We start from the raw sequence: 21,155 nt of genomic DNA, 5'->3' as shown, positions 1-21,155 counted from the left end.
CGAAGGGATGCGTACTCATGGCGATCGAGGTCGGCACCAAGGCCCCGGAATTCGAGCTCAAGGACAACCACGGCCGGACCGTGAGGCTCGCCGACTTCCGCGGCGAGAAGAACGTGGTGCTGCTCTTCTACCCGTTCGCGTTCACCGGCGTCTGCACCGGCGAGCTCTGCGCGCTCCGCGACGAGCTGCCGAAGTTCGTCAACGACGACACCCAGCTCATCGCCGTCTCCAACGACTCCATCCACACCCTGCGCGTCTTCGCCGAGCAGGAGGGCCTGGAGTACCCGCTGGTCTCCGACTTCTGGCCGCACGGCGAGGTCAGCCGGGCCTACGGCGTCTTCGACGAGGAGAAGGGCTGCGCGGTCCGCGGCACCTTTGTCATCGACAAGGAGGGCGTCGTGCGGTGGAGTGTCGTCAACGGACTGCCCGACGCCCGTGACCTGAACGAGTACGTCAAGGCGCTCGAAACGCTCTGAGCAAGCCTCGTTTTCGCTCACGGCCGGGAACCGGTCACTAGGATCCACACGTTGATCCGATGACACGTAACGCTTGGGGCTCCCCGCCCCTGGACACCAATTGGGAGGACCCGTGGGAGTCAGCCTCAGCAAGGGCGGCAACGTATCGCTGAGCAAGGAGGCGCCCGGCCTGACCGCGGTTCTGGTCGGCCTCGGCTGGGACGTCCGCACCACCACCGGTACGGACTTCGACCTGGACGCCAGCGCGATCCTGACGAACGCGGAGGGCAAGGTCAGCAGTGACCAGAACTTCGTGTTCTTCAACAACCTGAAGAGCCCCGACGGCTCGGTCGAGCACACCGGTGACAACACCACCGGTGAGGGCGAGGGCGACGACGAGGCGATCAAGGTCGACCTCGCGGCGGTCCCCGCCGACGTCGAGAAGATCGTCTTCCCGGTCTCGATCTACGACGCCGAGACCCGCCAGCAGTCGTTCGGCCAGGTCCGCAACGCGTTCATCCGCGTCGTGAACCAGGCGGGCGGCGCCGAGATCGCGCGGTACGACCTCTCCGAGGACGCCTCGACGGAGACCGCCATGGTCTTCGGCGAGCTGTACCGCCACGGCGCGGAGTGGAAGTTCCGCGCGGTCGGCCAGGGTTACGCCTCGGGTCTGCGCGGCATCGCGCAGGACTTCGGCGTCAACGTCTGAGCCGATCCCGCCCTTCACCCAGGTCGTCCGGCGCCGCACCCAGACCAGTGCGGCGCCGGACGTGCTCGCCACCGCGTGCCCCGTCACCATTCACCATGAGGACACGCGTTCCTGTTCGAACCGGGGAGGACCAGCAGCATGGGCGTCACACTCGCCAAGGGAGGCAATGTCTCCCTCTCCAAGGCCGCACCGAATCTCACCCGAATCCTCGTCGGCCTCGGCTGGGACGCGCGCTCCACCACCGGCGCTCCCTTCGACCTCGACGCCAGCGCGCTGCTGTGCGACGCGGGCCGGGTCCTCGGTGACGAGTGGTTCATCTTCTACAACAACCTGAAGAGTCCGGACGGCTCCGTCGAGCACACCGGCGACAATCTCACCGGTGAGGGCGACGGCGACGACGAGTCGCTCCGGATCGACCTCTCCAAGGTGCCGGCGAACTGCGACAAGATCATCTTCCCTGTCTCGATCCATGAGGCGGACAACCGCGGGCAGGCGTTCGGCCAGGTCAGCAACGCTTTCATCCGGGTGGTGGACCAGGCGGACGGCCAGGAACTGGCCCGGTACGACCTGAGTGAGGACGCCTCGACGGAGACCGCGATGATTTTCGGTGAGGTGTACAGGTACGGCGGCGAGTGGAAGTTCCGTGCAGTCGGGCAGGGGTACGCGTCGGGTCTGCGAGGCATCGCTCTAGACTTCGGGGTCAACGTTTCGTAAAGCAGGGGACCGGCGCGGGGGAGACCGCTATACGGGAGCCCGTACACACACGATTGGGTAGCCAGTGCTTCTGAAAACCTTCGGCTGGTCGTTCGCGGTCACCGCGCTCGGCCTGGTGGCCGCGGTGCTTTATGGGGGGTGGACAGGTTTCGGCATCGTGGCAATCCTGTCCATCCTCGAGATCTCGCTGTCCTTCGACAACGCGGTGGTCAACGCCGGAATCCTGAAGAAGATGAGTGCCTTCTGGCAGAAGATCTTCCTCACCATCGGCGTGCTGATCGCGGTCTTCGGCATGCGCCTGGTCTTCCCGGTCGTGATCGTCGCCATCAGCGCGAAGACCGGCCCGATCGAGGCGGTCCGCCTCGCTCTCAACGACAAGGACCGGTATCAGCAGCTGGTCACCGACGCCCACCCGTCGATCGCGGCCTTCGGTGGCATGTTCCTGTTGATGATCTTCCTCGACTTCATCTTCGAGGACCGGGACATCAAGTGGCTCGGCTGGATCGAGCGCCCGCTCGCCAAGCTCGGCAAGGTCGACATGCTGTCGGTCTGCATCGCGCTGATCGTGCTCATGGTCACCGCGATGACCTTCGCCACCCACGCCCACCAGCACGGCGGCGCCCATGTGGACAAGGCGCAGACGGTTCTCATCTCCGGGGTCGCCGGCCTCATCACGTATCTGATCGTCGGCGGCCTCTCCGGATACTTCGAGAACAAACTCGAAGAGGAGGAGGAGCGGGAACACGAGGCCGAGGAACAGGCCGCCAAGACCGGCAAGAAGGTTCCTGCCGTCGTGATGGCGGGCAAGGCCGCGTTCTTCATGTTCCTCTACCTCGAGGTCCTCGACGCGTCCTTCTCCTTCGACGGCGTCATCGGCGCCTTCGCGGTCACGAACGACATCGTCCTGATGGCGCTCGGCCTCGGCATCGGCGCCATGTACGTCCGGTCGCTCACGGTCTACCTGGTCCGCCAGGGCACCCTCGACGACTACGTCTACCTGGAGCACGGCGCGCACTACGCCATCGGCGCCCTGGCCGTGATCCTGCTGATCACCATCCAGTACGAGATCCACGAGGTCATCACCGGTTCCGTCGGTGTCATCCTGATCGCCTGGTCCTTCATCTCCTCCGTTCTCCGCAACCGCAGGTTGGCGGCGGCCGAAGGGGCAGCCGGAGCAGGGGAGAAGACCGAGGTGTCGTCCGGCGTCTGACGCTGACCGAAACCCTCGCCGAGCTGTCCGATTCCGTGCTCCGGAGTGTGACGACAGTCAGGGTGAGGAACGCTCTGAGCGGGGCGGCCGACGAGGACATGTCCTCGTCGGCCGCCCCGTATCCGTATGAGGCACGAGGGCAATTGGGGGCGGCATGTCCTTCTGGGACGGACTGTGGCGCGGGCGTTCGATGGATTATGAATCGGGCAGCTCCGCGACCAACTCCATCGAACTGACCAAACGGCACCCGACGGTCTCGCTCAGCAAGCAGGGCGCCGCCACCGGAAATCTGCGCGTCAACCTGTCCTGGCAGATGCGGCCCTCGGACTTCATGGGCAAGCAGCGGTCCGGCGGCAGCCTGCTGCGGCATCCGTTCAAGATGTTCCAGCCCGACGTGGTGCAGGCCCACACCCAGGGCGTGGTCAACGTGGACCTGGACATCGGCTGTCTGTATGAGCTGATGGACGGCACCAAGGGGGTCGTGCAGCCGCTCGGCAGCTTCTTCGGTGACCTCAACGGGCCGCCGTACGTGAAGCTCAGCGGCGACGACCGGTTCGGCTCACCGTCCGGCGAGACGATCTACGTCAACCTCGACCACCGCGAGTCCATCAAGCGGCTCCTCGTCTTCGCGTACATCTACGACCAGACGCCCGCCTTCGACCGCACGCACGCCAAGGTGACGCTCTATCCCAGCAACGGGCCGCGGATCGAGATCGACCTGGACGAGCGACAGCCGCAGGCCCGCTCCTGCGCGGTGGTCTCCATCGAGAACGTCAAGAACGAGCTGATGGTCCGCCGCGAGGTGAAGTTCGTCTACGGCTTCCAGGCCGAACTCGACCGGCTCTACGGCTGGGGCCTCCAGTGGGGCCGCGGCTACAAGACCAAGGTCGGCTGAGTCTCGGCGCCCAGGCTCTCAGCGGGGCAGGAACTGCGGGCCCTGCGGCGGCAGCGTGAAGTTCGGGTCCGGCATCGCGGCCACCGGCTGCGGATAGCCGTACGAGGGCTGCGCGACCGGGGCGGGGCGGACGATCGGCGCGGGCTGCGTGGGCGCGGCGGGAGGGTAGCCGTACGAGGGCTGGGGCGCCGGGTGCCGGGGCGGCTCGGGCGGATAGCCGTACGAGGGCGGCGACTGCGGGGCGGGCTGGGCGAGCGACGGCTGCAGCTGGACCGCGGACGGCTGCGGAATGGGTTGCGCGGGCGGCAGCGGGAAGGACGTCGAGGGCCCCGGCACGGGGGGCATGGGCTCGGGCGGGGCGGACTCCGTGTCGTCCACGGAGATCCCGAAGTCGGAGGCGAGCCCTTCGAGGCCGTTGGAGTAGCCCTCGCCGAGCGCGCGGAACTTCCAGGTCTCGCCGCGGCGGTACAGCTCGCCGCAGATCAACGCCGTCTCCTCGCCGGTCTGCGGCGTGATGTCGAAATAGGCGAGCGGCTCGCCGTCGGCGACCATGGCGTCGTAGATCAGGATGCGCAGCGCCGGTACGTTCTCGAACGCGACGCCCTCCGCGGACGCGGCCAGGAGCACGCGGTTCACCGCCGGGTCCATGCCGGCGAGATCTGTCTGGATCGTGTCGGTCAGACCCTCGGCGACCCGCTTCTTGCCGAGCCGCCAGACCTTGCCGCCGGGGTGGCGGGGCTGGTTGTAGAAGACGAAGTCCTCGTCCGAGCGGACCCGGCCGTCACCGCCGAGGAGCAGTGCCGACGCGTCGACGTCGGGGACGCCTTGCCCGGGGGCCCAGCGCAGCACCGCGCGGACCGCCGAGGCCTCCAGAGGGACGTTCGACCCCTTCAACATCGCGTGCGTCATGCGGTCATCCTGCCTTCTTCCGCACGGGCGGTACAACGCGGGGCCGCGGGCCCGGCCGCGGGCGGCAGGCGCCTGACCTGCGAGCGGTCCGAGCGTGCGACGGTTGTGTGATGTGCGTGTGTGACATGGCCGGGTTACCTGAAGTTCATGCCCGATGGGAACCCCCGGCACCCGTTCCTACGTACTATTACCGGCCACATCACAACGGTCCATGCCGACGGAACAGATGACAACGTTCGACGGAACAGGCGATAACAGGGGAATCCCATGCGTCATTTCGGGCATATCGCCCCAGAGGTGCGAGAGCGTCTCTTCCATCGGGAGCCGTGTGCCTTCACCGCGGACTCCCCGCCCCATGTGCTCGCGTCCGCCCTCGGCGCCACGCTCTACAGCCCGGCCACCCGCCCCCGCCTCGCCGACGACGTCCTCAAGCAGGGCGGGCGCGGCGTGACCTCCATGGTGCTCTGCCTGGAGGACTCCATCGACGACGCCGAGGTGGGGGGCGCCGAGGAGAACCTGGTCCGGCAGTTCGCCGAGCTGGCTGAGCGGGGTGTGGAGCCCCCGCTGCTTTTCATCCGGGTCCGCGCCGCCGAGCAGATACCCGACCTGGTCCGCAGGCTCGGGCCGGACGTCCGGCTGCTGTCCGGATTCGTGCTGCCCAAATTCACCGAGGAGCGGGGCGTCCCGTTCCTGGAGGCGCTGACGGCCGCGGAGGCGGAGACCGCCCCCGGGCAGGACGCAGGCCGTCGGCTCTTCGCCATGCCCGTCCTGGAGTCCCCCGAGCTGCTGCACCTGGAGAGCCGCGCCGAGACGCTCGCGGGGATAGCCCGCACCGTCGACAAGTACCGCGACCGGGTGCTCGCGCTGCGCCTGGGCGTCACCGACTTCTGCTCGGCGTACGGACTGCGCAGGCCCCCGGACATGACCGCGTACGACGTGCAGATCGTCGCCTCGGTCATCGCCGACGTGGTGAACGTGCTCGGCAGGGCCGACGGCACGGGCCACATCGTGACCGGGCCCGTCTGGGAGTACTTCCGGGTCCAGGAGCGCATGTTCAAGCCGCAGCTGCGCCGCAGCCCCTTCCTGGAGGGCCGCGCCGACGAACTGCGGCAGGCCCTCATCGAGCACGACATGGACGGTCTGCTCCGCGAGATCGAGCTCGACCGCGCCAACGGCCTGCTCGGCAAGACCTGCATCCACCCCTCCCACGTCCTGCCCGTGCACGCCCTCTCCGTCGTCAGCCACGAGGAGTTCAGCGACGCGCAGGACATCCTGCGCCCCGAGCGCGGCGGCGGCGGGGTCCTGCGCTCCTCGTACACGAACAAGATGAACGAGGTGAAGCCGCACCGCGCGTGGGCCGAGCGGACCCTGCGGCGGGCCGAGGTCTTCGGCGTCGCCAAGGAGGACATCGGCTTCGTGGAGCTGCTCACGGCCGGCATCCCGGCCTCCTGACCCCCCGATCACCGGCCCTCGCGGCCGGCCGAACCTAAGGAACATGACGTACGTGACTGAAGACGCGGTGTGGTCGGGGAGCTGGGTCGCCGAGCGGCTCGGGGTCGGGCTCGACGGCGACGAGGCGCTGCCCGGACTACTCGGCCTCGCCCTGCGGCGCAACCCGAAGCGGGCCCACCTCCTGGTGTCGAACGTGCTCGGCAAGCACGTGCCGCAGCGCCCCTCGGTGGTGTACGCGGCCGGGCACGGCCTCGGCGTCCGGGTCCGGGAGCTGCTCGGCGACGACGAGGCGGGCACCGCCGTCGTCCTCGGCTACGCGGAGACCGCGACGGGCCTCGGCCACGCGGTCGCCGACGGCGTGGGCCTCGCGCCCTACCTGCACTCCACCCGGCGGCCTGTCGAGGGCGTCGAGCGCGCCGGCGGCTTCGAGGAGTCCCACTCGCACGCCACGTCGCACCTGCTGCTCCCGGAGGACCCCCACCTGCTCGCAGGGAAGGGACCGCTGGTCCTCGTCGACGACGAGTTCTCCACCGGCAACACGGTCCTGAACACCGTCCGCGCCCTGCACGAGCGCTTCCCGCGCGAGCGGTACGTGATCGTGGCCCTGGTCGACATGCGCTCGCCCGAGGACCGGGGGCGCCTCGCCGGCTTCGCCCGTGAGATCGGCGCGCGCGTCGACCTGATCGCGCAGGCCGCGGGGACCGTACGGCTGCCCGACGGGGTCCTGGAGAAGGGGCAGGCGCTGGTCGCGGAGCACGAGACGGCCGCCGTTCCCGGCCCCCGCGGGGAGCCGGGCCCGGTCGGCCGCGTCGAGCTCGGCTGGCCCGCGGGGGTGCCCGACGGCGGGCGGCACGGCTTCACCCCCGCCCACCGGGCCGGGCTCCGGCGGGCCCTGCCCGGCATGGCCGGGCGGATCGCCCGGGAGCTGCCGGCCGACGCGCGCCGCGTCCTCGTCCTCGGCTTCGAGGAGCTGATGTACGCACCGCTCGCGCTCGGCGTGGAGCTGGAGCGGCTCATCGGCGCCGACGTGCGGTTCTCCACCACGACCCGGTCGCCCGTGCTCGCGGTCGACGACCCCGGGTACGCGATCCGCACCCGCCTGGTCTTCCCCGCGCACGACGAGCCCGCCGACGGCCCTGGACCACGGTTCGCCTACAACGTCGCGGGCGGCGGCTTCGACGCGGTCGTCGCGGTCATGGACTCCGTGGCCGACACCGAGCGGCTGCACGCGCCCGACGGCCTCCTCGCGCAGCTCTCCGCGCACGTCCCGCGGGTCCTCCTGGCCGTCGTCCCCTCGTACGCCCCCACGCCGCACGCCCCCGCGCCTTCCCCGTCCGAAAGGTCCCCTTTGCTGCCCGAACCCCTCCGCGGCCCCGCCTTCTCCTCGTACGCGCCCGACGACGTCGGCTGGCTGCTCCAGGACCTCTCGGACGTGACGCTCGAAGCGCCCACCGAGGAGCGCGAGGAGGCGATCCAGAGCGGCGGCGCGCACTACGCCGAGTCGCTGCCGGTCGAGTACCAGCCGAGCGAGCGCTACCAGGAGCTGTTCCGCGCCGCGCTCGGCACCTCCGCCGCGCGCATCGCCCAGGCCGTCGGGACGGTCACGGAGACGGTGCTCGCGGAGAGGGCCTCCCGCCCGGTCCTGGTCTCCCTGGCCCGCGCGGGCACGCCCGTCGGGGTCCTGATGCGCCGCTGGGCCGCGCACCGCCACGGGCTCGACCTGCCGCACTACGCGGTCTCGATCGTGCGCGGCCGGGGCATCGACGCCAACGCGCTGCGCTGGCTCGCCGCCCACCACGACCCCGCCGACGTCGTCTTCGTCGACGGCTGGACGGGCAAGGGCGCGATCACCCGGGAACTGGCCGACGCGATACGGGCGTACGAGGCGTCCGGCGGCGCCGCGGGCTTCAGCCCCGAGATCGCCGTGCTCGCCGACCCCGGCTCGTGCGTCCGCACCTACGGCACCCGCGAGGACTTCCTCATCCCCTCCGCCTGCCTCAATTCCACGGTCTCCGGGCTGATATCGCGCACCGTGCTCCGCGCGGACCTGGTCGGACCCGACGACTTCCACGGCGCGAAGTTCTACCGAGAGCTCGCCGACGCCGACATGTCCGGCGACTTCGTCGACGCCGTCGCCGCCCGCTTCGACGAGGTCGCCGACGCCGTCGACGTACGGGTCAAGGAGCTCCTCGCCGCCGACCGCGCGCCGACCTGGGAGGGCTGGGCCGCCGTCGAGCGGATCAGCGAGGAGTACGGCATCCACGACGTGAACCTCGTCAAGCCGGGCGTCGGCGAGACGACCCGGGTGCTGCTCCGCCGCGTCCCCTGGAAGATCCTGGCCCGCGCGGGCGCGGGCGCCGACCTCGACCACGTACGGCTGCTCGCCGAGCAGCGCGGTGTGCCGGTCGAGGAGATCGACGAACTCCCGTACAGCTGCGTCGGGTTGATCCACCCCCGGTACACGCGCGGCGCGACGGGCGCGGACGGCAAGGCGGTGGTCTCCCCGTGACGAAGCTCGTCGCCAGCGACCTCGACCGCACGCTCATCTACTCCACCGCCGCGCTCGGCCTGACCATGCCCGACGCCGAGGCGCCGCGGCTGCTCTGCGTCGAGGTGTACGAGGGCAAGCCCCTGTCGTACGTCACCGAGACCGCCGCCGGGCTCCTCGCGGAGCTGGGCGGGGCGTCGGTCTTCGTGCCGACCACCACGCGGACGCGCGAGCAGTACCGGCGGGTGCACCTGCCCGGGCCCGCGCCGCGGTTCGCCATCTGCGCCAACGGCGGGCACATCCTCGTCGACGGCGTCTCCGACCGGGACTGGCAGGCGCGGGTCACGCGTCGCCTCGCCGACGAGTGCGCCTCCCTCGACGAGGTGCGCGCGCATCTCGTACGGAGCGCCGATCCGGCCTGGCTGCTCAAGGAGCGGGTGGCCGAGGACCTCTTCGCCTATCTCGTCGTCGAGCGCGCGCTGCTGCCGGACGCGTGGGTCAAGGAGCTCGGGGAGTGGGCCGGGGAGCGCGGCTGGACGGTCTCCTTGCAGGGCCGCAAGCTGTACGTCGTGCCGGCGCCGCTCACCAAGAGCGCCGCCGTGCGGGAGGTCGCGCGGCGGGTCGACGCCTCGGAGGTCCTCACCGCGGGGGATTCCCTGCTGGACGCCGACCTGCTCCTCGCCGGGGACCGGTCCTGGCGGCCCGGCCACGGGGAGCTGGCCGACACGGGCTTCGCCGCTCCCGGGCTCACGGTGCTCCCGGAGCGGGGGGTCGCCGCGGGGGAGGCGATTCTCCGGGCGTTCCTGGGAGCGGGGCCCGCGGGCTAGCCTGTGGTCATGCCTCGTTATGAATTCCGTTGCCGGTCCTGTGGGGACACGTTCGAAGTCAGCCGACCCATGGCGCGGTCCGCCGACCCCGCGGAGTGCCCTGCCGGGCATGGGGACACGGTGCGGCTGCTCTCCACCGTGGCGGTGGGGGGCCAGTCGTCGTCGGCCCCCGCGGGCCCGCAGGGCGGCGGGGGCGGCGGCTGTTGTGGTGGGGGCTGCTGTGGGTGACGGGGCGTAGGGGCTCGTCCGTCGGCCGCGCGCCGGTCGTGGCTGGTCGCGCAGTTCCCCGCGCCCCTTACGGGGGCGGCTGCGGTCAGCGGACCACCGTGCCCGGGGCCGTGCCCAGCAAGGGCAGTTCCGTTCGCGTCGGTGCGCCCTCCCAGTCGCCGTGGGACGCCACCGCGAAGGCACCCGTGGTGACCGCCCGGTCCAGGCGGGCCGGCGTGTCCGCCCCGTCGAGCAGCGCGGACAGGTAACCCGCCACGAACGCGTCGCCCGCGCCCACCGCGTCCACGGGGCGCACCTCGCGCGCGGGGCAGTGCAGTTCGCCCTCCGAGGTATGCAGCGTCGCGCCGGACGCACCCAGTTTGACCACGACTTCGCGTACCCCCTCGGCCAGGAGACGCCGCGGCGTGGCCTCCGGCAGGCACAGGGGGAGTTCGTCGTCCGAGGCGATGAGCACGTCGACGTACGGGAGCCAGTCCCGTAGCTCGGCGGTGGCCTCTTCCGGAGTCCACAGGCGCGAGCGGTGGTTGACGTCGAGGCAGACCTCGGTGCCGTGCTCCCTGGCCAGCCGCAGCGCGGTGCGGCAGGCCTCCGCGGCCGAGGGGCCGAGCGCCGGGGTGATGCCCGTCAGGTGCAGTACGCGCGGCGCGCCCGCCGCGAACGCGGCCTCGACCGACGCGGGGCCGAGCCGGGAACCCGCCGACCCCGCGCGGTAGTAGTGCACGCGGGTCACCTCCGGCAGCCGAGGCTCGAAGAGGATCAGTCCCGTGGGCGCCCGCTCGTCCCGGGTGGCCGCGGTGACGTCGACGCCCTCGGCGCGCAGTGTCCGCAGGACCAGCTCGCCGGCCTCGTCGGCGCCGATCGCGCCCGCCCAGCGGACGGCGTGGCCGAGGCGGGCCAGGCCGATCGCCACGTTGGACTCGGCGCCCGCGACGGACACGTCCATCGAGCCGCCGAGCTTGAGCGGGCCGCCGCCGCGCAGGGCCATCATCGTCTCGCCGAAGGTGAGGACTTCGGTCGGTGTGCTCATCGGCCGACCCCCGCCGCGCCGGTGACCTTCACGAACTCCGCGGCGCGGCCGCGCAGCCCCGCCAGGTCGCCGCCGTCCGCCGCGTCGCCGATCAGCGGGGAACCCACGCCCACCGCGACCGCCCCGAGCTCCAGGTACGCCTCGGCCACCGCCGCGTCCACGCCGCCGACCGGCACGAACGGCGTACGGGGGAAGGGGCCGCGCAGCGCCTTGAGATAGGCGGGGCCGCCCATCGCGGACGCGGGGAAGATCTTCAGCGCGGTGACGCCCGCGGCCTCCGCCGCGATCACGTCGGTGGGCGTGAGGACGCCGCCGAGTACCGGAAGGCCGAGCCGCGCCGCCTCCTCGGAGCCCGCGCCGAGGCCGGGCGTCACGATGAGGTTGGCGCCCGCCTCGGCGGCCCGGCGGGCGTCCCCCGCGGTGAGCACGGTGCCCGCGCCGAGCCACGCGTCGGGGCCCAGCTCGGCGCGGGCCCGGCGCAGCACGCCCAGCGCGTCGGCGCCGCTGAGCGACACCTCGACGAGCGGGACGCCGGCTTCGGCGAGCGTCATGACCGTACGGAAGGAGGCGTCCGGGTCGCCGCCGCGCACGATGGCGACGAGGCGTTCCGCCCGGAGAGCGGCGGGGAAATCGAGCACATCGAACATTGCCCCAGGCTCGCACAGGGGGCTCCGCCTCAGGCTCCCTGCCCCCGCTCCTCCCGGATCTGTGCCACCACGCGTGCCACCGCCGAGCGGACCGCCTCGGTCTCGGTGAGGAAGTGCCAGTAGTCGGGGTGGCGGCCCTCCAGGGAGGCCACCGCGCGGTCCAGGCGGGCCACCGACTCGTCGAGGGGGCGGGCGTGCCGCGGCTCGGGGGTCTGGCGGCCCGCCATCGCCAGGCGCTGCGCGTCCCGGATCGCGAAGCGGGTGCGCTCTATCTCCTGATGGGGGTCCTTGGAAACGGCGTTGAGCCGCCGCAGCCGGTCGCCGGCGGCCGAGACCGCCTCGTCGGTGTTGTTCAGCAGGGCGCGGACCGTGGAGAGCAGCGCCGTGGCGTCCGGCCAGCGCTGCTCGTCGCGGGCCTGCTGGGCCTCCTTCAGCTTCGTCTCCGCCTGGCGCACGTTCTCCGCGGCATGGTCGGGCACGCGCTGCAGGTCCTCCCAGCACGCGAGGGTGAACCGGCGGCGCAGCTCGCTGAGGATCGGTTCCACCTGGCCGCTGCGGGTGGTCAGGGCCTGCGCGCGGGTCCGCAGCGACACCAGCCGCCGGTCGATCTCGGAGGCGCGCTCGGGCAGCCGCTCGGCCTCGGCGCGCACGGCCTCGGCGTCGCGCAGCACGCGGTCGGCGCGCTGGAGCGTCTCCGGTACGCCGTGCTGTCCCGCGCCCTGGTTGAGCTTGGTCAGCTCGGGGGCGAGGGCGGCGAGCCGGGCCGCCAGGTCGTCGGCGCGCAGGCCCGCCGCGCGTACGGCGTCCAGGGCGTTGCTCGCGGCGAGCAGGGTCTGGCGGGCCCGCTCCACGGCGGGGGCGAGCCGGGCGAGCTGGGTCTCCGCCTTGTCGAGCAGCGGGCCGAGCCCCTGCCGGAAGCGCTCCAGCTCCTGCTTGACCTTGGTGAGCTCGTCCTTGGCCCGGGTCAGCTCGGTCCTTGCGTGGGCCGCGACGGACGAGTCGAGGTCGTCGCGGTCGAGGTCGTGGGCGTCCACCGCGCCAATGTACTGGTGGCTGACCTCGTCGATGCGCCGCCCGAGCGCCTCGAAGTCGGAGAGGGCGCGGCCGGCCGCGGGCGAGGAGTCCACGGCGGCGATCGTCTCCATGGAGATCCGCAGATCGCGCTGGGCGGTGTCCAACTCGTAGAAGGCGGCGGCCGCGGCGTCCTTGGCGGCCTGCGCCTCCGCGCGCACGCTCTCGCCGCGCCCGCCGAACCACCGCCGGGTGCCGCCGCCGGCGAACGCGGCCGGGGCGGCGACGGCGAGCAGGGGCAGGGGAAGCAGGACGAGGGTGAGGACGTCACGCAGGGCCCCCGTCAGGCGCCCACGCCTCGCATCCCGCTGCCGCCGGCCGATGTGGTCCCCCTCTGATCCGGTCCCGGCCGAAGTCGCTCGCCCCGTCGCCCCGCTCTCGGTCCCCGCTTGGTCTGGTGTGTACGGCTGCCAAGGTGTCGCCGTCACTATCCATCTCCCGTGCTGTCATCGGCCCTGCCCGGAGTTACATTCTCCCACCGGTCAGAGACGAACACACGGGCCGGTCAGTTCACGGTGCGCGCAAGGGACGGGCGGTTTGCGAGGCACTGCCTGCGGCAAGGTAGGCTGTCCACTCGTCCCGGGCGCGTAGCTCAGGGGTAGAGCGCCTCCCTTACAAGGAGGATGTCGGCGGTTCGAAACCGTCCGCGCCCACCGGGTAGTGAGCAGCAGGTGAGAGCCTGTTGCTGTCCCCCCAGCCGTAATCGGCCGGGGGGATTTTTCATGCTCGCGGCTCGCGGCTCGCGGTTCGCGGCCCGCGGCTCGTTGGTGTTGGTGTCAGCGGCCGCTGTCGCGATGCGTTCTGCGGTATCTGCGGTCCCAGCGTTCCTGGCGTTCCTTGCGGAGGCGGTAGTCGCGGTAGGTCACGGGAAAGCCTCCGCCGCCTCCCCCTCCGCCACCGGGGCCGCCGGAGCCGGTGGGTTTGTTCTTGGAGGTCTTTCCGGCCGAGCCGGCGCCCTCGTGGAACATCAGCAGGTAGAAGGTGAGCGCCGCCGCGCAGAGCCACAGGATGGGCTGGTCGAAGCCCAGGCCGACGAGGACCAGGATGGCGACGAGGATCAGGACGTTCACGGCTGCACCTCCGTGGCCGACGGCGTATGCGACCGGTCAGGGGGAGTCAACGCCCGGCGTTCCCGGCTGTCAATGGCTTGGCGGCGTGGAGCCGTCCGGCGTCTCGTGGGCGTGCTTGAGGCGAGCCCTGGCGGTGACCACGTCCGGTCCCGTGACCTGTTCCCAGTAGCGGTGGCAGGTCACGGAGACCGCCAACTCCAGCTCCCGCGCGCGCAGTTTCTCGACCTCGGCCTGTTCGTCCGCGGTCCAGCCGGGCGACGCGGGCCGCTCCACGCTGCGCCACCCCCCGGTGTCGCTGAAGCCGTCGAGAGGCTCGACCGACCAGGGGAGTCGTTTGAGCAGCGCCAGGAGTTCGGAGCGGACCTGATGCAGTTCCTCCTGGGCGGCGAGGAGGTCGCCGGGGAAGTCATGGGATGGGGATGGAGGCACGACGTAATGGTACTCCTGTTCGAATTACGTGTGCGAGTGATACGAGGGTCGGCTTTTGGCGGCGGCCGGGCGGGGGTGCGTGGCTGGTCGCGGTGGCAAGCTGGAGGCATGTGCCGAAGCATCAAGACGCTCCGCCCGCCCGCCATCCCCGATGACGCCACCGAGGAGGAGGTCCGGGCCGCGGCGCTCCAGTACGTGCGCAAGGTCTCCGGGTTCCGGGCCCCCGCCGCGCACAACCGCGAAGTCTTCGACCGGGCCGTCGACGCCGTGGCCGAGGCGACCGCGGAACTGCTCGCCGGCCTCGAAGTCCGCGGAGCACGGGCCTCCTAGCGGGTACGTCCGTCGCCGCCGGGCCGGCCCTCGACGATCGCCGCGGGGTCCGGCTCCGGCGGCAGCCGTCCGCTCAGGTTTCGGGGGTCGTCGTGGGGCGTCGGACCAGGAAGGCCGCTCCCGCCCCCGCCACGACCAGCGCGAGCACCGATACCCCCGTGGCCAGCCACGTCGCGCCGAGCCACTGGCCGCCGAAGTAGCCGAGGGCCACGCTGTAGCCCGCCCAGGCCACGCCCGCCAGCACGGACCACGGGAGGAACTCGCGGAGTCTGCGGTGGGCCGCGCCCGCGCCGAGGGAGACGATCGAGCGGCCCGCGGGGGCGAAGCGGGCGATGACGAACAGGATGCCGCCGCCCCGGGACAACGCCGCCCCCAGCTTCGCCTGCGCCGAGGTCAGTCGCCGCGAGCGGGCGATGGCGCGCTCCAGCCGCTCGCCGCCGCGCCACGCCAGGCGGAACGCCGCCATGTCACCGAGTACCGATGCCGTGGCCGCGCTGAGCGTCAGCAACAGGATGTCGGGGACGTTGTGCGGCACCCCACCCGTGCCGGCCGCTGCCGCCGCCGTCGCCGACATGATGACGAGGACGCCACTCGGCAGGACGGGAACGAACACGTCGAAGAGGACGGACAGGGCCACGACCGCGTAGATCCATGGACTGCCGGTCAGCGCCCCCACAACCTCAAGCACCACAACTCCCCGTGACTCCCCGGACGCCGGCGGTTGCCGCTGTGTCCCGGGGAACGGCAGGGGCGGCCTGATGACAGCTGTACAGCGTACGCCGCACACGCCGCCGGCGATCCACTGGGGCCGGATGTCCGCCGTCCCACGTTCACGGGAGGCAGCGGGCGGCAGGCAGCAGGCAGCGGACGGCAGACGGCGGCGCCCCTTCCCCCGGCGTACGGAGGAAGGGGCGCCGTCGAGTCGGTCAGGCCGCGACCGGCGTGCGCTCCGAGGCCTTGTCGTCCTCGCTCACGCCGCGCCCCGCGAAGAGCCGGTCAAGGCCCAACGCGCCGGACCCGGTGAAGACGAACAGCAGCATCGCCCAGCAGAACATCGCGGAGGCCTCGCCGCCGTTCTCCATGGGCCACAGGGCCTCCGGCTGGTGGACCTTGAAGTAGGCGTAGGCCATCGAACCGGACGAGATGAACGCCGCGGCGCGGGTGCCGAGGCCGAGGAGGACCAGGGTGCCGCCGACGAGCTGAATGACTGCCGCGTACCAGCCGGGCCACGTGCCGGCGTCGATGGTGCCGCCGCTGCCGGACGCACCGCCGAGGACTCCGAACAGTGACGCTGCGCCGTGGCAGGCGAAAAGCAGGCCGACCACTATGCGGAACAGGCCGATGGCGTAGGGCTGGGCGCTGTTGAGACGTCCAGTCATGGTGTGGGACTCCTTCGGTCGAGGGGGACGGAACCGAGTGGAGGCCCAAGATTAGGCGAACCTAATTAGTGCTTGCAAGTTCAACATTCGGTCTTTCGAAGCTTCCGCTTCCGGTGCGGGCCGGCCAGGGGCCTTGTGGCGACCTGGCGATGGCCCGGCAGCGGGCGGACAAGGGGGCGGCGCCTCGGAAGCCGAGGCCACCGGGTACGGCGTGGCCCGCGCCGTCGCGTCTGCGTCCGACCGCGCCCTTATGGAAGGGACCTTGACGATCTATCAGGTGGTAGGGGCGCGCCGCGGGCTTCCACTCCGCTCGTCCCGGGGCGCCGTCGACCACATGGGGACGGCGGCGGACCGTCACCATCAGGCGCGTGAGCGGCTCGGCTTCGGTGTGGCGCATATTCGCCCATGTAGGCAGGTAGGCAGGCAGGCCGGTACGCCCGCAGGCCAGTAGGTCAGGCCAGTAGGTCGCGTCTCAAGAAAGCCGCGTCTCCTCCGCCGTCTCCAGCCGGGCCTCTTCACCCCGCGCCACCCGTGCCTGATCCAGGCGGAGCCGGGCCGAACGGCCGCGCAGGGTCAGCGTCATGAGCTGGTTGCCGAACCACGGGCCGCCCGTCCTGCGCCAGTCGATGCCCGCCTGTGCCACCGAGCCGTGCCGTGCGAAGCGGCGTCCGAGGGCCCGTCCCACGCGGCTCCAGCCGAAGCGGAAACCGAGCTTGAGCACGGACGGTATCGAGTTGTGGACGGGTGAGCAGGTGAGCTGGAGGACCCTGGCGTCGGGCCCGCCGCCCGCCGGCCAGCTCGGCTCGGCGATGTAGGCGTGGTGGACGTCGCCGGAGAGTACGCACACCGTGGCGGGGGCGTCGGGACCCGTACCCGCCTCCGAGATCAGGGCGGTGAGCGCCTCGAAGGACGCGGGGAAGGCCGACCAGTGCTCCAGGTCCGAGCGCCTGCGCAGGTTCTCGCCGAACCGGGCCCAGCGGTCGCCGCGCTCGCCCCGGCACAGCGCCGCGTTCCACCCCTCGGCGTCATGGATCAGGTGGGGGAGCAGCCAGGGCAGGGAGCTGCCGATGAGGAGGTGGTCGTACCCGCCCGGGTTTTCGAGAGCCTGTTCCCGCAGCCAGCGCGCCTCCTTGGGGTCGACCATGGCCCGCTCGCCCTCGGTGAGGACGCGGCCGGCCCGGGTGTCGACCATCAGCAGGCGTACGCGGCCGAAGTCCCGCCGGTAGCTCCAGCGCACCGACGTGGCGTCCGCGTCGGAGGTGGCTGCGAAGGCGCGCAACGCGTCCGTGCCGTCGGGCGCCGCGCGCACGGAGGCGTAGACCGCGTCGCTCTCCAGCTCATCGGGGCGGAGATTGCCGATGTGCTGGTAGACCCAGTACGACATGAGGCCGCTCAGGACGCGCTCGCGCCACCAGGGCGTCGCCCGCATCTCGGCGAGCCAGGCCGCGCTGGTGTTCCAGTCGTCTATGACGTCGTGGTCGTCGAAGATCATGCAGCTCGGCACGGTGGAGAGCAGCCAGCGGACCTCGGGGTCGAGCCAGGACTCGTAGTACAGGTGCGTGTACTCCTCATAGTCCGCGACCTGGTGCCACGGCGGCTCCGTCGTGTCCCTGCGGGCCGCCAGCCAGCGCCGGGTGGCCTTGGAGGTCTGGTCCGCGTACACCTGATCGCCCAGGAGCAGCAGGACGTCCGGGCGCTCGGCGGCCGGGTCGGCGGCGATATGGGCGGCGAGCGTGTCCAGCGCGTCGGGCCCCACGGGGTCGTCCTCGCCGGAGGGCGGCGAGGACCAGCGGCAGGAGCCGAACGTCACGCGGAAGTCCGCGTCGCCACCCTCGGCGGGCGTGCGGATGGTGCTCGCGGGGAACGGCGAACCGGGCGGCGGCCAGACGAGGGCCGCGTGCTCCCGCGGCTCCGCCGGGCCCCGTTCCTCGCCCTCGCCCGTGCCGTCGCCCAGCAGCACCTCGTACGCCGTCTCGGTGCCCGGGGTGAGACCGGTGACCGGGATCAGCGCGTAGTGGTGTCCGGCGACCTGGAAGGTGCGCGCCGAGCCGTGCGCGCCGTCCGCGCAGCGCACCTCGGCGGCGCAGGGCCGGTCGGTCTCGACCCAGACGGTCGCCGTGGAACCGTCGACATACCTCAGCAGTGGACCCAGGCGCAGCCGTGCCACAGATGATCACTCTCCTCCGTCGCCCCGTACGGTACGGAACGACGGAAGACAGCGGGGTGGTTCCCTCCATTCCCGCCGAGGTGCCGTGCGGCGACGGCTCAGCAGGTGGCTCAGCAGCGATGGCTCAGCAGCCGTGGCTCAGCAGTCGTTCAGCACCGACGCCAGGGCGGTCTTTTCCTCGGCGTTCACGTTGAGCTTGTAGTGGTGCTTCACGTCCACCCACATGCGGGCGTAGTAGCAGTGGTACGAGGTGGTCGGCGGCATCCACTCCGCGGGGTCCTGGTCGCCCTTGGACTGGTTGACGTTGTCGGTGACGGCGATGAGCTGGGGCTGGGTCAGGTCGTTGGCGAAACCTTGCCGCTGGGTGGTGGTCCAGCTGTTCGCGCCCGACTTCCAGGCCTCGGAGAGCGGCACGACGTGGTCGATGTCGACGTCGGAGGCGGCGGTCCAGGTGCCGCCGTCGTAGGGGGACTTCCAGGTTCCGGAGACGGCGGCGCAGTTCGCGTCCTGCTGGACGTTGGTGCCGTCGCGCTTGAGGACGACTTCGCGGGTGTTGCACGTGCCGGACTGGGTGCTCCAGTGCGGGAACTTGTCGCGGCTGTAGCCGTCGGAGGAACCTTCCGCCTTGACCGTGAGCTCGCCGAGGTAGGCGCGGGCGGTGGCGGCGCTGACCGGGGCCGGGGGAGCGGCCTGGGCGGGGGTGCCGGTGAGGAGGGTGGCCGCGCAGGCCATGAGCGCGGCGCCGCCGAGCGCGGCGACGCGGCGCTTGGCCGCGGGGGCCGTCGGGCTCTTGGATTCCGTGCGTCGACGCGCGTAGACAACGGACATGCGAACTCCCTTTGTGTGGGGGGAAGTTGACCGGTGGGCGGTCATGCTTGCGTGCTGGGGTTGCCCACGGGTGTGCGGCTGGTGACAGGGTCGCGTCAATCGGGTGCCGAGTTCAAGGGCTGGCGTCGCGTCAGATGCGGGCGGTGGGCGCCGAGTTGGCATCGGCTCCGGCGTCGCGGGTGGCCGTTTGCCCTCGTGGGACCGCTTTTGTGGCCCCCGGGAGGGGCGCGGCGGAACCGTCTGCCCTCGCCTGACCCTTTTGCGGCAAGTCGCCCGAATGGCCCAACGGTGCACCCTCGTGTGGGTGACCCACGTCACGCCTGTGGGGTGAGGGCGGGGTCGCGTACGATGGATGGCGCAGAAGGGGAGTAGCTCTTCGCCGGACCGTCGACATACTGCTCAGCTCGTCTGAGCCGGCGCCCGGAGGCAGGCCCCGTAGGGGCAGGCCAGCGAGACCTTCGGCAAGCAGTGCCATGACGTGCGCGTCCGCGTGCGTTCCTGTGTGCTGCCGTGCCGAGGTGTCGTACGCGAAGCGGTGGAACACTCTCGGTGGGGCGGCCCCCGACCGATTGAGGAACCTTGATCAGCATCAGCGTGACGGCGCTCGTCTTCGGCGTCGTCTTCCTGGCCGAACTACCGGACAAGACGGCGCTCGCCGGGCTCGTCCTCGGCACGCGCTACCGCGCCTCGTACGTCTTCGCCGGAGTGGCGGCCGCCTTTACCGTGCACGTGGTGCTCGCGGTCGCGGCGGGCAGCGTCCTGACCCTGCTTCCGCAGCAGTTGGTCCACGCCCTGACCGGCGTCCTGTTCCTGGCCGGCGCGGCGATGCTGCTCCTGAAGGGCGCCGGCGACGAGGAGGAGGTCAGGCAGCCCGAGGACCAGAGCTTCTGGAAGGTCTCGGGGGCGGGCTTCATGCTCATCCTGGTCGCCGAGTTCGGTGACCTGACGCAAATCATGACCGCGAACCTGGCCGCCCGCTACGACGACCCGCTCTCCGTCGGCCTCGGCGCCGTCCTCGCGCTCTGGGCGGTCGCGGGCCTCGGCATCGTCGGCGGAAAGGCCCTGATGAAGCGGGTGCCGCTGGCGCTGATCACGAAGATCGCGGCGCTGCTGATGCTGGGCCTCGGCGTGTGGAGCCTGTACGAGGCCATCGCCTGAGCCGGGCACGTACCGGGGCGCTCCGGGGCGGTTGCGGGGCGGTTGCGGGGCGGGCGCGGGGGCTGTTGCGGGAAAGTACCGGCGACACGCCGTGTGGGGCGGCGTGTCGGCGGCACTTTTCTGCGATGCGGTGGCTCCCGCGACGGCCGGGTGGCTCCCGTGATGCCGGGTGGCTCTTGCGGTGGCGGGGTGGCTGCGGTGCGCGCGCAGTGGGTGAGCGGAGGTTCCGTAGGGGGTTTGACCTGCAGCGTTGGCTTTTGGTGCATATCTTTTGTACCGTGCGAGAACAAAGTGGCTCCGCCCGTATTCCCTGACCGGCGGGCGGGGCTGCCTTGGATTCTTTTCTCGCTCCGCGTGCGTCCGGGGCCTCCCGCCGGAGCGCGCGGACGTCCCCTCTGCGCTCTGGAGCTCACGATGACGGCCACGTCCCCCGACTCAGCCGCCCCCGCCGGCCTCGAACTGACCGCCGGGGCGGTCCTTCTCGACATGGACGGCACCCTCGTCAACTCCGACGCTGTCGTCGAGCGCTGCTGGCGGCGCTGGGCCGTGCGGCACGGCCTCGACTTCGACGAGGTCATCAAGGTCGTCCACGGACGGCAGGGCTACGCCTCCATGGCGGTGCTGCTTCCCGAGCGGCCCATGGCGGAGAACCACGCGGAGAACCGCGAGATGCTCGCCGCCGAGACCGCCGACATGGAGGGCGTCGTGCCCGTGCCGGGCGCCCCCGCGTTCATGGCCGCGCTTAGCGGGCTGCGGCTGCCGCACGCGCTCGTGACCTCCGCGGACGTACCGCTGTCCACCGGGCGGATGGCTGCCGCTGGGCTCGGTCTGCCGGAGGTGCGGATCACCGCGGAGAGCGTGGGCGCGAGCAAGCCGGACCCCGAGGGGTTCCTCAAGGGCGCCGCGGCGCTCGGCTTCGACCCCGCCGACTGCGTGGTCTTCGAGGACTCCGAGGCGGGCATCCGCGCGGGCCGGGCGGCCGGCATGCGGGTGGTGGGCGTCGGCGCGAGGGCCGCGTCCCTCGGCCCGACCGTGCATGTCGACGATCTGACGCAGGTACGGGTCTCCGACGCGGGGGACGGGCGGATCCGGCTGACGATCGGCTGAGCGACCCCCACACCTCGCTGAGCGCCCCCTCACCTCGCTGCGCGACCGACCCCCT

The 21,155-nt window shown here is 71.7% G+C and carries 22 protein-coding genes and 1 tRNA gene; 13 read left to right on the top strand and 10 right to left on the bottom strand.

The features are described from left to right. Nucleotides 1-17: 17 nt before the first annotated feature. The 5 genes from ACRAKF_RS12970 to ACRAKF_RS12950 all read left to right on the top strand — a co-directional run bounded on the left by ACRAKF_RS12970 (nt 18) and on the right by ACRAKF_RS12950 (nt 3,983). Nucleotides 18-476 (top strand): peroxiredoxin, encoded by a 459-nt coding sequence (locus tag ACRAKF_RS12970; RefSeq protein WP_447037177.1) that lies wholly within the window; start codon nt 18-20, stop codon nt 474-476. 112 nt (nt 477-588) lie between these two features. Beyond that, on the top strand, nt 589-1,164 hold the full coding sequence (locus ACRAKF_RS12965) for a TerD family protein (protein ID WP_062781869.1): 576 nt from the start codon (nt 589-591) through the stop codon (nt 1,162-1,164). 138 nt (nt 1,165-1,302) lie between these two features. Continuing rightward, nucleotides 1,303-1,878: a TerD family protein gene (locus tag ACRAKF_RS12960; RefSeq protein WP_447037176.1), complete on the top strand. Its 576-nt coding sequence runs from the start codon at nt 1,303-1,305 to the stop codon at nt 1,876-1,878. 64 nt (nt 1,879-1,942) lie between these two features. Next, nucleotides 1,943-3,088 carry a DUF475 domain-containing protein gene (locus tag ACRAKF_RS12955; RefSeq protein WP_447037175.1) on the top strand — a complete coding sequence of 382 codons (1,146 nt, stop codon included), beginning with the start codon at nt 1,943-1,945 and terminating at the stop codon, nt 3,086-3,088. 154 nt (nt 3,089-3,242) lie between these two features. Further along, entirely contained in the window at nt 3,243-3,983 is a 741-nt protein-coding gene (locus ACRAKF_RS12950; protein ID WP_447037173.1) for a TerD family protein, read from the top strand. Between the two features lie 18 nt (nt 3,984-4,001). On the opposite strand, the gene ACRAKF_RS12945 is transcribed toward ACRAKF_RS12950, so the two are convergent. Then, on the bottom strand, nt 4,002-4,892 hold the full coding sequence (locus ACRAKF_RS12945; RefSeq protein ID WP_447037172.1) for a TerD family protein: 891 nt from the start codon (nt 4,890-4,892) through the stop codon (nt 4,002-4,004). A 267-nt stretch (nt 4,893-5,159) separates the two neighbouring features. Here ACRAKF_RS12945 and ACRAKF_RS12940 point away from each other — a divergent pair, with 267 nt between their 5' ends. The 4 genes from ACRAKF_RS12940 (at nt 5,160) to ACRAKF_RS12925 (ending at nt 9,887) form a co-directional block, all read left to right on the top strand. Beyond that, on the top strand, nt 5,160-6,344 hold the full coding sequence (locus ACRAKF_RS12940; protein ID WP_447037171.1) for an HpcH/HpaI aldolase/citrate lyase family protein: 1,185 nt from the start codon (nt 5,160-5,162) through the stop codon (nt 6,342-6,344). Between the two features lie 43 nt (nt 6,345-6,387). Next, nucleotides 6,388-8,853: a phosphoribosyltransferase gene (locus ACRAKF_RS12935; RefSeq protein WP_447037170.1), complete on the top strand. Its 2,466-nt coding sequence runs from the start codon at nt 6,388-6,390 to the stop codon at nt 8,851-8,853. Between the two features lie 65 nt (nt 8,854-8,918). Next, nucleotides 8,919-9,659 (top strand): HAD family hydrolase, encoded by a 741-nt coding sequence (locus tag ACRAKF_RS12930; RefSeq protein ID WP_447041956.1) that lies wholly within the window; start codon nt 8,919-8,921, stop codon nt 9,657-9,659. Between the two features lie 9 nt (nt 9,660-9,668). Further along, nucleotides 9,669-9,887 carry an FmdB family zinc ribbon protein gene (locus tag ACRAKF_RS12925; RefSeq protein WP_447037168.1) on the top strand — a complete coding sequence of 73 codons (219 nt, stop codon included), beginning with the start codon at nt 9,669-9,671 and terminating at the stop codon, nt 9,885-9,887. Between the two features lie 85 nt (nt 9,888-9,972). Here ACRAKF_RS12925 and ACRAKF_RS12920 read toward each other — a convergent pair whose 3' ends face one another. Genes ACRAKF_RS12920 through ACRAKF_RS12910 form a run of 3 tightly spaced genes read right to left on the bottom strand, consistent with a single transcriptional unit; the run spans nt 9,973 to nt 13,060 of the window. Beyond that, nucleotides 9,973-10,914: a sugar kinase gene (locus ACRAKF_RS12920; protein WP_447037167.1), complete on the bottom strand. Its 942-nt coding sequence runs from the start codon at nt 10,912-10,914 to the stop codon at nt 9,973-9,975. Continuing rightward, nucleotides 10,911-11,561, bottom strand: a complete 651-nt coding sequence (locus ACRAKF_RS12915; protein ID WP_447037166.1) for a bifunctional 4-hydroxy-2-oxoglutarate aldolase/2-dehydro-3-deoxy-phosphogluconate aldolase — start codon at nt 11,559-11,561, stop codon at nt 10,911-10,913. Before ACRAKF_RS12915 ends, ACRAKF_RS12920 begins: the two co-directional genes overlap by 4 nt. 29 nt (nt 11,562-11,590) lie before the next feature. Further along, on the bottom strand, nt 11,591-13,060 hold the full coding sequence (locus ACRAKF_RS12910; protein WP_447037165.1) for a hypothetical protein: 1,470 nt from the start codon (nt 13,058-13,060) through the stop codon (nt 11,591-11,593). Nucleotides 13,061-13,213: 153 nt separating this feature from the next. Here ACRAKF_RS12910 and ACRAKF_RS12905 point away from each other — a divergent pair. Beyond that, nucleotides 13,214-13,285 (top strand) — tRNA-Val (locus ACRAKF_RS12905). Nucleotides 13,286-13,408: 123 nt separating this feature from the next. Here ACRAKF_RS12905 and ACRAKF_RS12900 read toward each other — a convergent pair. Beyond that, nucleotides 13,409-13,702: a hypothetical protein gene (locus ACRAKF_RS12900; protein WP_447037164.1), complete on the bottom strand. Its 294-nt coding sequence runs from the start codon at nt 13,700-13,702 to the stop codon at nt 13,409-13,411. Between the two features lie 69 nt (nt 13,703-13,771). Then, nucleotides 13,772-14,131, bottom strand: a complete 360-nt coding sequence (locus tag ACRAKF_RS12895) for a hypothetical protein (protein ID WP_447037163.1) — start codon at nt 14,129-14,131, stop codon at nt 13,772-13,774. Between the two features lie 108 nt (nt 14,132-14,239). Between ACRAKF_RS12895 and ACRAKF_RS12890 the strand changes: the two genes are divergently transcribed. Continuing rightward, entirely contained in the window at nt 14,240-14,461 is a 222-nt protein-coding gene (locus ACRAKF_RS12890; RefSeq protein ID WP_398552142.1) for a DUF2277 domain-containing protein, read from the top strand. Between the two features lie 73 nt (nt 14,462-14,534). Here ACRAKF_RS12890 and ACRAKF_RS12885 read toward each other — a convergent pair whose 3' ends face one another. From ACRAKF_RS12885 to ACRAKF_RS12870, 4 genes are all read right to left on the bottom strand, one after another. Further along, nucleotides 14,535-15,149, bottom strand: coding sequence for a DedA family protein (locus tag ACRAKF_RS12885; RefSeq protein WP_447037162.1), 615 nt, complete (start codon nt 15,147-15,149; stop codon nt 14,535-14,537). Nucleotides 15,150-15,387: 238 nt separating this feature from the next. Further along, the gene (locus tag ACRAKF_RS12880; RefSeq protein ID WP_447037160.1) at nt 15,388-15,840 is read right to left on the bottom strand and encodes a DoxX family protein; all 453 of its coding nucleotides are present in this window, start codon (nt 15,838-15,840) and stop codon (nt 15,388-15,390) included. A gap of 472 nt (nt 15,841-16,312) precedes the next feature. After that, nucleotides 16,313-18,007, bottom strand: a complete 1,695-nt coding sequence (locus ACRAKF_RS12875; RefSeq protein ID WP_447037159.1) for an alkaline phosphatase D family protein — start codon at nt 18,005-18,007, stop codon at nt 16,313-16,315. A gap of 138 nt (nt 18,008-18,145) precedes the next feature. Further along, nucleotides 18,146-18,739 carry an HNH endonuclease family protein gene (locus ACRAKF_RS12870; protein WP_447041955.1) on the bottom strand — a complete coding sequence of 198 codons (594 nt, stop codon included), beginning with the start codon at nt 18,737-18,739 and terminating at the stop codon, nt 18,146-18,148. A gap of 675 nt (nt 18,740-19,414) precedes the next feature. On the opposite strand from ACRAKF_RS12870, the gene ACRAKF_RS12865 reads away from it, so the two are divergent. Both ACRAKF_RS12865 and ACRAKF_RS12860 read left to right on the top strand, forming a co-directional pair. After that, complete coding sequence (locus ACRAKF_RS12865; RefSeq protein WP_447037157.1) at nt 19,415-19,993, top strand: TMEM165/GDT1 family protein; 579 nt, start codon at nt 19,415-19,417, stop codon at nt 19,991-19,993. 414 nt (nt 19,994-20,407) lie between these two features. After that, a complete protein-coding gene (locus ACRAKF_RS12860) occupies nt 20,408-21,100 on the top strand; it encodes an HAD family hydrolase (RefSeq protein WP_447037156.1) in 693 nt (230 codons plus the stop codon). Nucleotides 21,101-21,155: the final 55 nt, after the last annotated feature.

This window comes from Streptomyces sp. DSM 118878 (assembly GCF_052936595.1).
Note: the sequence above shows the minus strand (reverse complement) of the source record. Positions and strands in the feature narration are given on the sequence as shown.